We start from the raw sequence: 15,406 nt of genomic DNA on the forward strand, positions 1-15,406 counted from the left end.
GGGACGCCGGTCAAGTCAACCGGCGCCGCATCATGTCATGTCGCTGCGGCTCAGGCGGCAGCTTGTGCCGGTGCCTGGCCCAGCATCGGGAAGCCCAGGCGCTCGCGCGATTCGAAGTAGGCCTGCGCCACCGCCCGCGAAAGATTGCGGATGCGGCCGATGTAGGCGGCGCGCTCGGTGACCGAGATGGCGCCACGGGCGTCGAGCATGTTGAAGGTGTGGGCGGCCTTGAGCACCTGCTCGTAGGCCGGCAGGGCCAGCGGCACTTCCATCAGGCGCTTGGCTTCGGCTTCGTAGTTGGTGAACAGCGAGAACAGGAAGTCGGTGTTCGAGTACTCGAAGTTGAAGGTGGATTGTTCCACTTCATTCTGGTGGAACACGTCGCCATAGGTCAGGTGCTTCTTGACACCGTTCTCGGTCCATTCGGTCCAGACCAGGTCGTAGACGTTTTCCACGCCCTGCAGGTACATCGCCAGGCGCTCGATGCCGTAGGTGATTTCTCCCAGCACCGGCTTGCAGTCGAGGCCGCCGACCTGCTGGAAGTAGGTGAATTGCGTCACTTCCATGCCATTGAGCCAGACTTCCCAACCCAGGCCCCAGGCGCCCAGGGTGGGGTTTTCCCAGTCATCCTCGACGAAGCGCACGTCGTTTTGCTTCAGGTCCAGTCCCAGCGCTTCCAGCGAGCCCAGGTACAGGTCCAGGATGTTTTCCGGCGCCGGCTTGAGGACCACCTGGTACTGGTAGTAGTGCTGCATGCGGTTGGGGTTTTCGCCGTAGCGGCCATCCTTGGGGCGGCGCGAGGGCTGGACGTAGGCGGCGCGCCACGGTTCCGGGCCGATCGCGCGCAGGAAGGTTGCCGTGTGCGAAGTGCCGGCGCCGACTTCCATGTCGTAGGGCTGCAGCAGTGCGCAGCCTTGGGCGTCCCAATATTCTTGCAACTTGAGGATGATTTGTTGAAATGTCAGCATCGTGTGTGGTGGCCTGGCGAACCGGCGGAGGAATTGCGAAAACCTTGGATTTTAGCGCCTTTTGGGGCGTTTGACCCGGTTTTGCCAGGGCGCGGCACTGCCGGCCCCTGGCATGGGAGATCAGTGGCGGATGCGCGCGGCCTTGTTGCGGCCCCAGGCCAACAGCAGCATCAGCAGCGCCAGCCCGACGATGAGCTTGTTGCCCAGCAGAATGTAGGGGGTCTGGCCGCCATAGCCCTGCACCTGGCCGGAGAGCACGCCGCGCGTGTAGGGCGGCAGCTCGCTGACCGCGCCGCCCGGCAGGATCACGGCAGTGGCCCCGGTGTTGGTCGCGCGCAGCATCGGGCGGCCGGTTTCCAGCGTACGCATCTGCGAGATCTGCAGGTGCTGGGGCAGGGCGATCGAATTGCCGAACCAGGCGATGTTGGACAGGTTCAGCAACAGGCTGGCCTGCGGCTGGCCGGCGCGGTAGGCATCACGCAACTGGCCGGCGATTTCTTCGCCAAACAGATCTTCGTAGCAGATGTTGGGCAGCACCCACTGGTCCTTCACCCCGAAGGGCGACTGCACCGGCGCGCCGCGCGTCATGTCGCCCAGCGGGATGTGCATCAGGTCGACGAACCAGCGGAAGCCCGGCGGAATGAATTCACCAAAGGGCACCAGGTGGTGCTTGTCGTAGCGGTAGGGCATCAAGGCCGAGCCCACTCCGGGGCCGAAGCCCAGCACCGAATTGGCATACAGTTGCGGACCATCGGAGAGCGGAATGCCCAGCGCCAGATGGCTGCCGCTGTTTTGCGCGAAGCGGGCGATGCGCTCCAGGTAATCCGGCGGCAATTGCTGCGGCAGCAGCGGGATGGCGGTTTCCGGGGTGGCGATCAGGTCGGCCGGGGCGGCGCTGATCATCTGTTCATACATGCCCAGCGTGGAGACCAGCGCATCGTTGGAGAATTTCATTTCCTGCGGGATGTTCCCCTGCAGCAGGCGCACCGTGATCGGCTGGCCTTGGGGCGTGGTCCAGTGCACCAGCCGCAAGGCCACACCACCCGCGCACAGCAGGGCCGCGGCACACAGCGGCAGCACGATGCGCTGGCCGGTACCGGCCACCCCCTTGCGTACGAGGCCCATCCACAGCAGCGCCAGGCTGCCTGCGATGAGCGCCGCGATCCAGCCGACGAAATAGACGCCGCCCACCGGTGCGAATCCTGCCAGCGGGCCAACCGTATGCGCATAGCCAGAGATCAGCCAGGGGAATCCCGTGAAGACCCAGCCGCGCGCCCATTCCGACAGCGCCCACAGCGCCGGCAGCATGAACAGCGCCAGCACCAGCGGCGAGGACGACCAGCGATGGCGCAGCCAGCCTGCGAACGCCGTGGCAGCCCCGGCATACAGACCCAGGTAGAGCGCCAGCAAGCCCACCGCCAGTGCGGCCATCCAGCCCGGCATGCCACCGTAGTCGTGCATGCTGATGTAGAGCCAGTGCACCCCCGCTGCCGCCCAGCCGAAACCGTACAGCCAGCCGCGCACGAAGTGGCGGCCGGTAGAAGCTTGCGGTTGCGCCAGCACGCCATGGAACAGCCAGGCCAGGGCCAGGACCTGCAAGGGCCACAGCTTGAACGGGGCGAAGGCGAAGACGTTGATCGCACCTGCGGCCACCGGCAGCAGCAAGGCCAGCGCCGTGCCGAGGCGACCGCGCGCAGCGGTGGCGCCGCGCGGCAGCGGCAAGTCTTGGGGGGAGGGGGAAGTCACGGTTGCAACGACAGGCAGGTCAGGCGATTCACTCGTCGTCCAGCGGTGCCGGCGGCAGCTTGGACACCAGCAGCACATGCACCTGGCGCGCATCGGCGCGCAGCACTTCGAAGTGCAGGCCGTCGATGTCGAATTCATCGCCCTTGCGCGGCACGCGGCCCACGTGATTGGCGACCAGTCCGCCGATGGTGTCGGCGTCTTCGTCGGAGAAGCGGCTGCCCACTTCGGCGTTGAACTGCTCGATCTCGGTCAGGGCTTTCACGCGCCAGCGCGCACCGTGCGGGCCATCCTTCAGGGCCAGCACATTGTCTTCGGCTTCATCGAAATCGTATTCGTCCTCGATGTCGCCGACGATCTGTTCCAGCACATCCTCGATGGTGATCAAGCCGGCCACGCCGCCGTATTCGTCCACCACCACGGCCATGTGGTTGCGGTTGGCGCGGAAGTCGCGCAGCAGCACGTTCAAGCGCTTGGATTCGGGAATGAAGATGGCCGGACGCAGCATGTCGCGCACGTCGAAGGATTCCTCGGCGTAGTAACGCAGCAGGTCCTTGGCCAGCAGGATGCCGATGACCTTGTCGCGCTCGCCATCCACGGCGGGGAAGCGCGAGTGGGAGGTGGCCAGTACTTCCGGCATCCAGGTTTCGATCGGCTTGGAAATGTCGATGGTGTCCATCTGCGAGCGCGGCACCATGATGTCGCGCACCGCCAGGTCGGAGACCTGGAACACGCCTTCGATCATCGACAGCGCATCGGCGTCGATGAGATTGCGCTCGTGCGCGTCGTGCAACACTTCGAGCAGTTCTGCCCGGTTCTCGGGCTCGGGGGAAATCAGTGCGGTGAGTCGTTCAAACAGGGAACGATGGGGTTTAGCGTCAGACTTGACGCTACTAGGGTGATCTTGCATGGCGTTAGGCGCGAGCCCGACGTAGTTTCGAAGAGCCATAGGATACAACAATTATGTGACAAGTCCACTAAAGGGCCCGCCACAGCGGCCTGCCGCCCCGCTTGCCTGCTGGAAGTCACTATGTCGCGTTGCCGCTGCTGCATGCAAAAAAAAGCCGGCATTCACGATGCCGGCAAATACACCCTCAGGGAAAAATCTGCTGTCTGCTGCTCAGGCGTAGCTCAGCGCCGGCATCTCCGCATCCTGGGAATAGTGCACGGCAGCCTGCTGGGCGCGCACTGCGGTCGGGCCAGCCTGCTCGGCCGTGAGCTTGAAGATGCTCACCACATCGGTCAGCGCCACGCTCTGTTGCTGCATGGACGCGGCGGCCGCGGCAGCCTTTTCCACCAGGGCGGCGTTCTGCTGGGTGGTCTCATCGATCCGGGCCACGGCATTGTTGATCTGTTCCAGGCCGGCGGTCTGCTCGGCGCTGGCGGCGCTGATGTCCTGCACGATGTGGGTCACGCTCTGGATGCTCTTGACCACCTCATCCATGGTCGAGCCGGCTTCGCTGACCTGCTTCTCGCCGGTGGCGACCTTGGCGACCGATTCATTGATGAGCGCCTCGATTTCCTTGGCGGCAACAGCCGAGCGCTGGGCCAGCGAGCGCACTTCCGAAGCGACCACCGCAAAGCCGCGTCCCTGCTCACCGGCACGGGCCGCCTCCACTGCAGCGTTCAGGGCCAGGATGTTGGTCTGGAAAGCGATGCCGTCGATCACGCTGATGATGTCCACGATCTTGTGCGAAGAGGTGCTGATGGCGTGCATGGTTTCCACCACGCGGCCGACGGCCGCGCCGCCCTTGCTGGCGACGTCCGATGCGTTGTCGGCCAGGCGCTTGGCTTCGCGGGCATTGTCGGAGGTCTGCTTGACGGTGGCAGTGAGCTGCTCCATCGCCGAGGCGGTTTCCTGGAGCGAACCGGCTTGCTGCTCGGTGCGGTGGGACAGATCCATGTTGCCGCGCTTGATTTCATCGGAAGCCACGGCGATGGTATCGGTCCCTTGGCGGACTTCACCGACGATGGCCACCAGGCTGTCATTCATGCCCTTGAGTGCGGCCATCAGCTGGCCCAGCTCATCCTTGCTGGTGACTTCGATGCGGCTGCCCAGGTCGCCCGATTGCACGCTCTGCGCCACGCTCACGGCCTGGGCCAGGGGACGGGAGATCGAGCGGGTCAGCAGCCAGGCGATCAGGCCGCCCAAGGCCAGGGCTGCGAGGCTGGCCCCCATCATGGTCCACTTGGCCATGGCGTAGGCGGCTTCGGCAGCGTCCACATTGGCCGCGGAATTCTTGCGCAGCAGCTTGTTGAATTGCTCCACGTGGGAAATCACCTGCTTGAGAATGGGCATGCAATCCTTGACCAGCGAGGCGCGGGCCGCATCAGTCTGTTGCGAGGTCGCCAGCTTGACGATATTGACGGCCACCGGCAGGTATTGCGCTTCCAGCTTGCGCAGTTGCTCCAGCATCTCGCGCTCTTGCGGCGTGGTCGCCGGGTCCTGCATCAGGCGGGTCAGTTCGGCCATGCCGGATTCGATCTCTTTCTGGGCGCTGCCGACCAGGTCGACATCGCCTTTCTGTTCGGCGGTCCCACTGACCAACGGTTGCGTGCTGCAATGGCGCGCAGGCCGACGGCGAATTGCACTTTGGAAAGCGCTTCGAGCTTGCCCTCATCGATGGAGGTCAGGAAGACGATACGATCATTCAGGCGCGAGACTTGCTGCAGGCCGAAGGTGGCCACCGCCACCAGCAGGACCAGTACGGCGGCAAAGCCAAGGCCAAGACGATGGCCGATCTTCAGGTTCTTCATGACATCCTCCCCGATGGGTTTAATTTGTGTGTAAGCATTCTCGTTCAGCCGGAGTCCGCGTCCCATCGGGCTTTTCCTGAATTGCCTAGTTAAAACTCAGGGAAAATTCACGAGTAAATTGTCACTCCATCATGAAAGCGAAAAAATCGATGATCGCATCGGAAAAACTGATTACTTTTTGGCGTGATAAACCGGCAACGGCTTCAGGCAAAGCAACAGAAGTGAAACCGGAGCCGAAAACAAAAACGGCCTGCCGCAGCAGACCGTCTTGTTTGCAACACCAGGCTGTCTTGCCGAAGCGGCAAGACAGTGTCCCGGTTCAGCGTGACTTGTAGGGATTGTCGTAGCCGAGGGTGGCGAGGATCTCGGTTTCCAGCGCTTCCATCTCGTTGGCTTCCTCGTCGTCCTCGTGGTCGTAGCCTTGCGCGTGCAGCACGCCATGCACGACCAGATGGGCGGTGTGCTCTTCCACGGTCTTCTTCTGCTCGGCGGCTTCCTTCTCCAGCACATCGGTGCAGAAGATGATGTCGGCCTCGGTGACTTCGCTGTCTTCATCTTCGGTGTAGGCGAAGGTCAGCACGTTGGTGGCGTAGTCCTTGCCGCGATAGTCGCGGTTCAGGTCACGGCCTTCCTCGGAACCGACGAAACGCAGCGTCAGTTCGGCCGGCGCAAACAGGGCGGCCTGCACCCAGCGGCGCAAGAGAGGGCGGGTGATGCTGTCCTTGAGGCGGTCGTCGGCATATTGCACCGACAGCGTGAGTTTATGTTTTGGCATGGCGCGGCTTGGCGGATTTGGTCAGGAGATTGGTGGCAGTGCGGGCAGTGGCGCGCGCGGTATCCGGGCGCGGGTTGCCGGCGGCATCATAGGCATCGACGATGCGCGCCACCAGCGGATGGCGGACCACGTCGGCACTGGTGAAGCGCGAGAAGGCGATGCCGCGCACGTCATGCAGTACCGACAGCGCATCGACCAGGCCGCTCTTCTGGCCGTGATGCAGGTCGACCTGGGTGACGTCGCCGGTGATGACGGCCTTGCTGCCGAAACCGATGCGGGTCAGGAACATCTTCATCTGTTCCGGCGTGGTGTTCTGCGCCTCGTCCAGAATGATGAAGGCGTGATTGAGCGTGCGGCCACGCATGTAGGCCAGCGGGGCGATCTCGATGGCCTGCTTCTCGAAGAGCTTCTGCGTGCGGTCGAAACCCAGCAGGTCATACAGCGCGTCATAGAGCGGACGCAGGTACGGGTCGACCTTCTGCGCCAGGTCGCCCGGCAGGAAGCCCAGGCGCTCGCCCGCTTCCACGGCCGGGCGCGTGAGCACGATGCGCTGCACGGCATCGCGCTCCAGCGCATCGACCGCACAGGCCACCGCCAGGTAGGTCTTGCCGGTACCGGCCGGGCCCACACCGAAGGTGATGTCGTGTTCCAGGATGGCGTTGAGGTACTGGCTCTGGTGCGGCGTGCGTCCGCGCAGGTCGTGCTTGCGGGTCTTCAGGATGGGGCTCTCGGGCAGCGGGTCCTGGCTGTCCTTGTCGTCGGCGGCAGCCGCAGCGGGGGCGGTCGCAGCGGCCTTGCCACGGCGCGCCGGCAGCGGCGGCAGGCCGGCTTCTTCATCGGCGGCGGCGTTGGCGCGCTGCTCGACCAGGGCCAGCTGGATATCGTCCACGGCCACCGGACGGTCGGCCTTCTCGTAGAAACGCTCCAGCACCTCCACGGCGCGTTCGGCGTTGGTGCCGGTGACCACGAAGCGGTCGCCCCGGCGGAAGATGGTCACATCCAGCGCAGCGGAAATCTGGCGCAGGTTTTCATCGAGGGCACCGCACAGGTTGGCCAGGCGCCGGTTGTCCAGCGGCTGGGGCGTGAAGTGATGAGGCTGGTTGGGGATTTTTTTCAATGCACGATTCCGGTTGAGGGGATTGAATCATCAATGACGGGTCACGATCTCGCCACGCAGCGAGAAGGGGAAGGCTTCGGTCACGCGGACCTCGATGATCTCGCCGATCAGGCGCTGGCCGTTCGGGCCACCGTCGAAGTTGACCACGCGGTTGCTCTCGGTACGGCCTTGCAGCTCATGCTCGCGGCGCTTGGAAACGCCTTCCACCAGCACCTTTTGCACCGTGCCGACCTGCGCGGCACTGATCTTTGCCGCGTTGTCGTTGAGCGCAGCCTGCAGGCGCTGCAGGCGGGCCAGCTTGACTTCCTGCGGGGTGTCGTCGGCCAGGTTGGCGGCCGGCGTGCCGGGGCGCGGACTGAAGATGAAGGAGAAACTGTTGTCGAAGCCCACATCGGCCACCAGCTTCATGAGCGCTTCGAAATCTTCCTCGGTTTCGCCGGGGAAGCCCACGATGAAGTCCGACTGCACCGTGATGTCCGGGCGCACCTTGCGCATGCGGCGGATCACCGACTTGTATTCCAGCGCGGTGTAGCCGCGCTTCATCGCCGCCAGCGTGCGGTCCGAGCCATGCTGGGCCGGCAGGTAGAGGTGATTGCAGAGCTTGGGCACCTTGGCATAGGTGTCGATAAGGCGCTGCGAGAATTCCTTGGGATGGCTGGTCACGAAGCGGATGCGCTCGATGCCCGGCAGCTCGGCAATGTATTCGATCAGCAGGGCGAAGTCGGCGATCTCGCCATCTTCCATCACGCCGCGATAGGCATTGACGTTCTGGCCCAGCAGCATGATCTCCTTGACGCCCTGGTCGGCCAGCCCGGCCACTTCGGTGAGCACATCCTCGAAGCGGCGCGAGACTTCCTCGCCGCGCGTATAGGGCACCACGCAGTAGCTGCAATACTTGCTGCAGCCTTCCATGATGGAGACGTAGGCGGTCGCTCCCTCCACGCGCGCCGGCGGCAGGTGGTCGAACTTCTCGATCTCCGGGAAGCTGATGTCCACCTGCGGGCGCCCGCTGTAGCGCCGCTCGGAAATCATCTGCGGCAGGCGGTGCAGGGTTTGCGGACCGAACACCATGTCCACGAAGGGCGCGCGCTTGATGATGGCGTCGCCTTCCTGCGAGGCCACGCAGCCGCCCACGCCGATGAGCAGGTCGGGTTTTTCCTTCTTGAGCGCGCGCAGGCGGCCGAGGTCGGAAAAGACTTTCTCCTGCGCCTTCTCGCGAATCGAGCAGGTGTTCAGCAGGATCACGTCGGCCTCTTCCGGACGGTCGGTCTTGACGAGGCCTTCGGCGACATGGAGCACGTCGGCCATCTTGTCCGAGTCGTACTCGTTCATCTGGCAGCCGAAGGTTTTGATGAATACTTTTTTCTGCATAAATCTTTATCAGGCGAAGAGCGCAGGAAGGACGCATGGAACATGCGCGCGCCGGCGAGGAGGAGGGCGGCGGGCCGCTGGAATCTACTGCTGCAGCGGTGGTGGAGCCCATCCCCGGAGGTTCGCGATTATAGCACCGCAGGCCCCGTGCAGCCGCCGCCAGCGCCGGGCGGGCCTGTCCATGAGGCAATTCTCAGAGTTGCGCGCAGCAGTCCTGCAGCCATGCCAGCACGGCGCGCAGCCGGGGCAGGGTCTTGAGGTCGCGATGGAATACCGCCCACAGCTCGCGCTGCAGCTGTGGCGCAGGCTCCACAGTCTGCAGTTCCGGCGCCAGCAGATAGCTTGGCAGCAAGGCCAGCCCGACCCCGGCGCGCGCGGCCATGCACTGCGCCACCAGGCTGGTGCTGCGAAAACGCACCGGGTTGCCGGCGGCATGGTCGGCGATCCAGCGTGTCTCGGGAATGTCCGGCACGCCGTCGTCATAGGCCACGAAGGGCGCCGTCTTGGGCGCCTGCTGCCACAGGGCGACGTTATCGGCAGTGCCGCACAGGTAAAAACGTACCGCGCCCAGCGGCCTGGCGATCAGTTCGCCATCCTGGGGCTTGCCGAAGCGCAGGGCCAGGTCGGCTTCGCGCCGCGCCAGGCTCAGGGTCTGGTGGCCCATGGCGAATTCCACATCCAGCGCCGGCCATTGCGCCAGCAGCGCGGGCAGGCGCGGGGCCAGGAACAGGGTGCCGATGGCATCGGTGCAGGCCAGACGCAGCTTGCCTTCCAGCCGCAGGTCCCCGCCCGCGAGGGTGCGTGCCAGTTGCCGGGTCTGTTCCTGCATGGCGCGGGCAGCCGCCAGCACGCTCTCGCCCAGGCGGGTCAGTTCCACATCCTCGGCGCGGCGCAGGTAGAGCGGGGCCTGCAGGGCCTCTTCCAGCAATTGCAGGCGGCGGCCGATGGTGGCGTGGGTCACGCCCAGCGCGCGCGCCGCGCCGGAGAGGCTGCCGGCTTCGACGAAGGCGGCGAAGCTGCGCAGGCTTTCCCAGTCGGCATCCAGGGCGGCATGCATGGCTTGATGGGAAGGCAGGTGTGGGGCCTTGTTCCGGGCTGTTAATTTTTTCACAGGTGGCTGGCGATTTCGGTGAATGGCAGTGCGAATTTTATCGGACTAAGATGGTCCGTCACTGTGCATTGAAGATCAGTTGCAGCGTTTTATCGACTTCCCTCGAACATTTTTTAACAAGGAACCGCCATGTCCTCTCCCCAGACCCTGATCCAGATTGCCGGTGGCAGCCCCCGTGCCGCCACCTGGCAGGAAGCCGTGCTGCTCATCATCGACCACCAGACCGAATACACCACCGGGCGCGCCCCGCTGGCCGGCATCGATGCCGCCGTGGGCCAGGTCGCCGAACTCCTGCGCCAGGCTCGTGCCGCCGGTGCGCCGGTGATCCACATCGTCCACCACAGCAAGCCGGGCAGCGCCATGTTCGATCCGCAAGGGCCGCACGTGGCCATCATCGACGGCGTGCAGCCGCAGGGGGACGAACTGGTGCTGCCCAAGGGCCTGCCCAATGCCTTCGCCGGCACTGCGCTGGACGAGGCCATCAGGAAGACCGGCCGCAAGTCCCTGATCGTGAGCGGTTTTGCCACCCACATGTGCGTGAGCGCGACCGTGCGCTCGGCGCTGGACCATGGCTATGCCTCCACGGTCGTGGCCGCCGCCTGCGCCACCCGCGACCTGCCGGACCCGCTGGGTGGCGCACCGGTGAGCGCCGCCGAGATCCAGCGCGTGGCGCTGACCGAATTGGCCGATCGCTACGCCACGGTGGTGGCCGATGCAGCAGCGCTGGCGCAAAACTGATGCGCTGAGACGCCCCCGGTTGTTGCAAACCAGGCAAGGACGCTACCTCACCCGTAGCGTCCTTTTTTCATCATGCTGACTTACCCATAAGCAGATCGGTATCGACAATATTCAAAGAAAATTTCATCACGTTAACGACGTGGAACTAGCAATAATTAGAAATTACGCATGAATATTCAGGAGCGCTGAAATTCAGGAGACAAAATCGCTTAGTTTGGCGGCTTTCCGCAATTTGCCCACATCCTCCTTCGCCTGCCACGCCAGCCGCCTGCAGCGCGGTCGATGGGCAAAGCGAGCGCAACAGCATCCCTTGCTGTTGTGCTGCATTTCAATAAAGCGCGCGTACGCCGCATACGGATGGCCCTGCGGGCGGTCCTTAGAAAAAGGAATGAGTCGACCATGATTCCGGCAGTCTTCACCGACCGGCTTGCGGCCCTGCTGGCCAGCGGCCGGCGCACCATACTCGGCATTGCCGGCCCGCCCGGCAGCGGCAAGTCCACCCTGGCGCAGGCGCTGCTTGAGCATGTCCGCTCGCAAGGACTGGCGCATTCCGTCATCCTGCCCATGGATGGCTACCACCTCGCCAATGCCGAGCTGGCGCGCCTGGGCCGCGCCGCGCGCAAGGGCGCGGAAGATACCTTCGACAGTGCCGGTTATGTCCACCTGCTGTCACGGCTGCGCGAACAGCAGGCCGGTGAAATCGTCTACGCGCCTCAATTCCTGCGCGAGATCGAGGAGGCCATTGCCGGCAGCATCGCCATTGCCCACGAGACGCAGCTCATCATCACCGAAGGCAATTACCTGCTGCTCGATCGCGGCCACTGGGCGCGCGTGCGGCCCTTGCTTGATGAGGTCTGGTATGTCGATGTCGATCCTGCGCTGCGGCTGCAGCGGCTGATCGCACGCCACGTGCAGTTTGGCCGCAGCCCGGCCGAGGCCGAAGCGTGGGTGATGAACAGCGATGAAATCAATGCGGCGCTCATCGAGACCACGCGCAGCCGGGCCGACCGGATTTTTCGCCGGGACTGAGGGTTCCGGCGTGTCGTGAGCAGCAAGCAGCAAGGGGCCGCGACAGGCCCCAGCCATCCCCCTGGAACTTCCAACAAGAACGGAGACAAGCATGATCAAGAAAACCCTCGCCATCGCCTGCGCCACCCTCGCACTGGGCGCCGCCGCCGCCCCGGCACAGGCCGCCGACAAGCCCCTGAAATCAGTCGGCGTCACCCTGGGCGACCTCGCCAATCCCTTCTTCGTGGCCATCGCCAAGGGGGCTGAAAGCGGCGCCCGCAAGATCAATCCGGACGCCAAGGTCACCGTGGTCTCCTCCAAGTATGACCTCAACACCCAGGTCGGCCAGATCGAGAACTTCATCGCCAACAAGGTCGACATGATCGTGCTCAATGCGGCCGATTCCAAGGGCGTGGGCCCCGCCGTGAAGAAGGCCAAAAAGGCCGGCATCGTGGTGGTGGCCGTGGATGTGGCCGCCGAAGGTGCGGATGTGACCGTCATGTCGGACAACACCATGGCCGGCGCCGAGTCCTGCAAGTTCATCGCCGACAAGCTGCAGGGCAAGGGCAACGTGGTCATCGTCAACGGGCCGCCGGTGTCGGCGGTGATGGACCGCGTCACCGGCTGCAAGGCCGAGTTCAAGAAGTCGCCCGGCATCAAGATTCTCTCCGACAACCAGAACGCCGGCGGCAGCCGCGATGGCGGCATGACCACCATGTCCAACCTGCTGGCCGCGCAAGGCAAGATCGATGGCGTCTTCGCCATCAACGACCCCACTGCCATCGGCGCCGAGCTGGCGATCCGCCAGGCCAAGCGCAGCGACATCAAGGTCATCACCGGTGTGGACGGCGCACCCGATGCCGAACGCGCGCTCAAGGACGGCAAGTCGCTCTTCGCTGCCTCGCCCGCGCAGGACCCGTATGGCATGGCCGCCGAGAGCGTGGCCATCGGCTATCAGGTCATGAATGGCCGTACGCCCGAGAAGCCCGTCAAGCTGCTGCCGGTCAAGCTGATCACACGCGACAACGTGGCTGACTACAAGGGCTGGGTCCCGGCCAACTGAGGCCCCGCGTCCGGCGGCATATCACTTTGGTGAGCGCCGCCTCCGCAGCGCCCGCAGCCAGGAGAGCTTCCTGCTGCGGGATGCGCTTGCCGCCCTGCGGCTGCATTCTTCGATTGCCATGACTTCCACTCCCATTCTGCAGATGACCGGCATCAGCAAGTCCTTCGGGGCCACGCGCGCGCTGTCGGACATGCACCTGACCATCCGTCCCGGCGAGATCCACGCGCTCATGGGCGAGAACGGCGCCGGCAAGAGCACGCTCATGAAAGTGCTCTCGGGCGTACACGCCCCCGATGGCGGACAGATCCTGCTGGACGGCCATCCGGTCTCGCTGCGCGACCCCGGTGCCAGCCGCGCCGCCGGCATCAACCTGATCTACCAGGAACTGGCGGTCGCGCCCAACATCAGCGTGGCCGCCAATGTCTTCATGGGCAGCGAACTGCGCACGCGTTGGGGGCTGATCGACCACGCCGCCATGCGCCGTCGCACCGATGCCGTGCTCAGGCAGCTGGGCGCCGCCTTCCGCGCATCGGACCGTGCAGGCCGGCTCTCGATTGCCGAACAGCAGCAGGTCGAGATTGCCCGCGCGCTGGTGCATCGCAGCCGCATCGTCATCATGGATGAACCGACGGCTGCACTCTCCGAGCGCGAGACCGAGCATCTCTTCGGTGTCGTGAAACGCCTGCGCGACGAGGGCCTGGCGATCATTTACATCAGCCATCGCATGGCCGAGGTGTACGCCTTGGCCGATCGCGTGACGGTACTGCGCGATGGCAGCTTCGTGGGCGAACTGGCCCGTGAGGAAATCGATTCCGAACGCATCGTGCAGATGATGGTGGGGCGCTCACTGGGCGAGTTCTACCAGCACACCCGCATGGCGCCTGAACGCGCGGCAGCCTTGCCGGTGGTACTGCAAGTGCAGGACCTGGCCGGCGGCAAGGTCAAGCCTTCCAGCTTCGCGGTGCGTGCGGGCGAGGTGCTCGGTTTTGCCGGGCTGGTCGGCGCCGGGCGTACCGAACTGGCGCGCCTGCTCTTCGGGGCGGACCCGCGCAGCGGCGGTCATGTGCTGCTGGAAGGCCAGGCTGTGCAGATCGATGAGCCGCGCGCGGCCATGCGCGCCGGTATCGCCTACGTGCCGGAAGACCGCAAGGGCCAGGGGCTGTTCCTGCAGATGGCCGTGGGCGCCAACGCCACCATGAACGTGGCCGGCCGCCACAGCCGCATGGGACTGGTGCGCAGCGCTGCCCTGGATGATGTGGCGCGCGGTGCCATCCAGCGTCTCAACGTCAAGGTCGCCCATCCGCAGGTGGCAGTCGGCAAGCTCTCCGGCGGCAACCAGCAGAAGGTTCTGCTGGCACGCTGGCTGGAGATCGCACCCAAGGTCCTGATCCTGGACGAGCCCACGCGGGGTGTGGATATCTATGCCAAGAGCGAGATCTATCAACTTGTCCACAAGCTGGCCGAGCAGGGCGTGGCCGTCGTGGTCATCTCCAGCGAGCTGCCGGAGGTCATCGGCATCTGCGACCGCGTGCTGGTCATGCGCGAGGGTGCCATCACGGGTGAACTCGCCGGTGCGGCCATCACCCAGGAAGCCATCATGCACCTGGCCACCGATACCGCCGGCATGCATGGCACGCATGCGGGGGGCGCAGCGCCGCCTGCCGTCGGCACTGCGGCGGTCCATTCTTCTCCTTCTTCCCATTCCTTCTAGTCATGGCTGATTCCACTTCGCTTTCCAAGCACGATGCCCCGGCACGTTCCTCTTCCACGGCGTCGCAATGGCTGCTGCACCGGCTGGGCATGTTGCCGGTCCTGGTGGTGCTGTACCTGCTGTTCTATGCGCTGACAATCTATCTCAGCGGCGACGGCAGCTCCAATTTCGCCACCGCCGAAAACACCATGAACATCCTGCGCCAGGTCGCCATCAACCTGGTGCTGGCGGCGGGCATGACCTTCGTCATCCTCACGGCCGGCATCGACCTGTCGGTCGGTTCGGTGCTGGCCGTCTCTGCCGTGCTGGGCATGCAGATCTCGCTCAGCGCCGCGCCGGGATGGGCGATCCCGATGTTCGTTCTCTCGGGGCTGTTGATGGGCATGGTCAACGGCGCCATGGTCGCCTTCCTCAACATCAATGCCTTCGTGGTGACGCTGGGCACGATGACAGCATTTCGCGGCGCGGCCTATCTGCTGGCCGATGGGACCACGGTGCTCAACAATGAGATTCCCAGTTTTGAATGGATCGGCAATGGCGACTTCCTGCATGTGCCCTGGCTGATCTGGGTGGCGGTGGCAGTGGTGCTGCTGTCCTGGGTGATCCTGCGCAAGACGGTGCTGGGCATGCACATCTACGCCATCGGCGGCAATCTGCAGGCCGCACGGCTGACCGGCATCCGCGTGGGGCTGGTGCTGCTGTTCGTGTATTCGATCAGCGGCCTGTTCGCCGGCCTGGCCGGGGCCATGTCGGCCAGCCGCTTGTACGGGGCCAACGGCAACTGGGGCAGCGGCTATGAACTCGATGCGATCGCTGCCGTGGTACTGGGCGGCACCAGCCTCATGGGTGGTGTGGGCACGATCTGGGGGACGGTGGTGGGGGCGCTCATCATCGGGGTGATGAACAACGGACTCACCATCCTCGGCCTGTCCTCGTTCTGGCAATACGTGGCCAAGGGCGCGGTGATCGTGCTGGCCGTGATCCTCGACAAATGGCGTCAGAAGGATGCCGCGCAATGACACTCTCTTCCCCATCCGGAGCCCG

General features: G+C 64.6%; 14 protein-coding genes. 5 read left to right on the top strand and 9 right to left on the bottom strand.

Annotation, left to right across the window (positions count from 1 at the left end):
* Positions 1 to 50: 50 nt before the first annotated feature.
* The 9 genes from glyQ to CEJ45_RS08020 all read right to left on the bottom strand — a co-directional run bounded on the left by glyQ (position 51) and on the right by CEJ45_RS08020 (position 9,788).
* Positions 51 to 968, bottom strand: a complete 918-nt coding sequence (gene glyQ, locus CEJ45_RS07985; protein ID WP_039790129.1) for a glycine--tRNA ligase subunit alpha — start codon at positions 966 to 968, stop codon at positions 51 to 53.
* Positions 969 to 1,088: 120 nt separating this feature from the next.
* A complete protein-coding gene (lnt, locus tag CEJ45_RS07990) occupies positions 1,089 to 2,714 on the bottom strand; it encodes an apolipoprotein N-acyltransferase (protein WP_088754635.1) in 1,626 nt (541 codons plus the stop codon).
* 28 nt (positions 2,715 to 2,742) lie between these two features.
* Positions 2,743 to 3,621, bottom strand: a complete 879-nt coding sequence (locus CEJ45_RS07995) for an HlyC/CorC family transporter (RefSeq protein WP_034332131.1) — start codon at positions 3,619 to 3,621, stop codon at positions 2,743 to 2,745.
* A 210-nt stretch (positions 3,622 to 3,831) separates the two neighbouring features.
* The gene (locus CEJ45_RS25280; protein ID WP_338152856.1) at positions 3,832 to 5,184 is read right to left on the bottom strand and encodes a methyl-accepting chemotaxis protein; all 1,353 of its coding nucleotides are present in this window, start codon (positions 5,182 to 5,184) and stop codon (positions 3,832 to 3,834) included.
* On the bottom strand, positions 5,172 to 5,468 hold the full coding sequence (locus CEJ45_RS25340; protein ID WP_241517301.1) for a hypothetical protein: 297 nt from the start codon (positions 5,466 to 5,468) through the stop codon (positions 5,172 to 5,174). The genes CEJ45_RS25280 and CEJ45_RS25340 overlap by 13 nt, the downstream gene beginning before the upstream one ends.
* Positions 5,469 to 5,787: 319 nt before the next feature.
* Positions 5,788 to 6,243 (bottom strand): rRNA maturation RNase YbeY, encoded by a 456-nt coding sequence (ybeY, locus tag CEJ45_RS08005; protein WP_008325707.1) that lies wholly within the window; start codon positions 6,241 to 6,243, stop codon positions 5,788 to 5,790.
* On the bottom strand, positions 6,230 to 7,360 hold the full coding sequence (locus CEJ45_RS08010; protein WP_088754636.1) for a PhoH family protein: 1,131 nt from the start codon (positions 7,358 to 7,360) through the stop codon (positions 6,230 to 6,232). Before CEJ45_RS08010 ends, ybeY begins: the two co-directional genes overlap by 14 nt.
* Positions 7,361 to 7,390: 30 nt before the next feature.
* A complete protein-coding gene (gene miaB / locus CEJ45_RS08015) occupies positions 7,391 to 8,731 on the bottom strand; it encodes a tRNA (N6-isopentenyl adenosine(37)-C2)-methylthiotransferase MiaB (RefSeq protein ID WP_088754637.1) in 1,341 nt (446 codons plus the stop codon).
* Between the two features lie 193 nt (positions 8,732 to 8,924).
* Positions 8,925 to 9,788, bottom strand: coding sequence for a LysR family transcriptional regulator (locus tag CEJ45_RS08020; RefSeq protein ID WP_088754638.1), 864 nt, complete (start codon positions 9,786 to 9,788; stop codon positions 8,925 to 8,927).
* Positions 9,789 to 9,971: 183 nt separating this feature from the next.
* Here CEJ45_RS08020 and CEJ45_RS08025 point away from each other — a divergent pair, with 183 nt between their 5' ends.
* The 5 genes from CEJ45_RS08025 to CEJ45_RS08045 all read left to right on the top strand — a co-directional run bounded on the left by CEJ45_RS08025 (position 9,972) and on the right by CEJ45_RS08045 (position 15,381).
* Positions 9,972 to 10,580 (top strand): cysteine hydrolase family protein, encoded by a 609-nt coding sequence (locus CEJ45_RS08025; RefSeq protein ID WP_088754639.1) that lies wholly within the window; start codon positions 9,972 to 9,974, stop codon positions 10,578 to 10,580.
* Positions 10,581 to 10,979: 399 nt separating this feature from the next.
* Positions 10,980 to 11,609 carry a nucleoside/nucleotide kinase family protein gene (locus CEJ45_RS08030; RefSeq protein ID WP_088754640.1) on the top strand — a complete coding sequence of 210 codons (630 nt, stop codon included), beginning with the start codon at positions 10,980 to 10,982 and terminating at the stop codon, positions 11,607 to 11,609.
* Between the two features lie 91 nt (positions 11,610 to 11,700).
* Positions 11,701 to 12,651, top strand: a complete 951-nt coding sequence (locus tag CEJ45_RS08035) for an ABC transporter substrate-binding protein (protein WP_088754641.1) — start codon at positions 11,701 to 11,703, stop codon at positions 12,649 to 12,651.
* Between the two features lie 118 nt (positions 12,652 to 12,769).
* Complete coding sequence (locus CEJ45_RS08040; protein WP_241517302.1) at positions 12,770 to 14,362, top strand: sugar ABC transporter ATP-binding protein; 1,593 nt, start codon at positions 12,770 to 12,772, stop codon at positions 14,360 to 14,362.
* A 2-nt stretch (positions 14,363 to 14,364) separates the two neighbouring features.
* On the top strand, positions 14,365 to 15,381 hold the full coding sequence (locus CEJ45_RS08045) for an ABC transporter permease subunit (protein ID WP_088754642.1): 1,017 nt from the start codon (positions 14,365 to 14,367) through the stop codon (positions 15,379 to 15,381).
* Positions 15,382 to 15,406 lie beyond the last annotated feature (25 nt).

It is taken from the genome of Herbaspirillum aquaticum, from assembly GCF_002213425.1.
GTDB lineage: Bacteria > Pseudomonadota > Gammaproteobacteria > Burkholderiales > Burkholderiaceae_D > Herbaspirillum > Herbaspirillum aquaticum.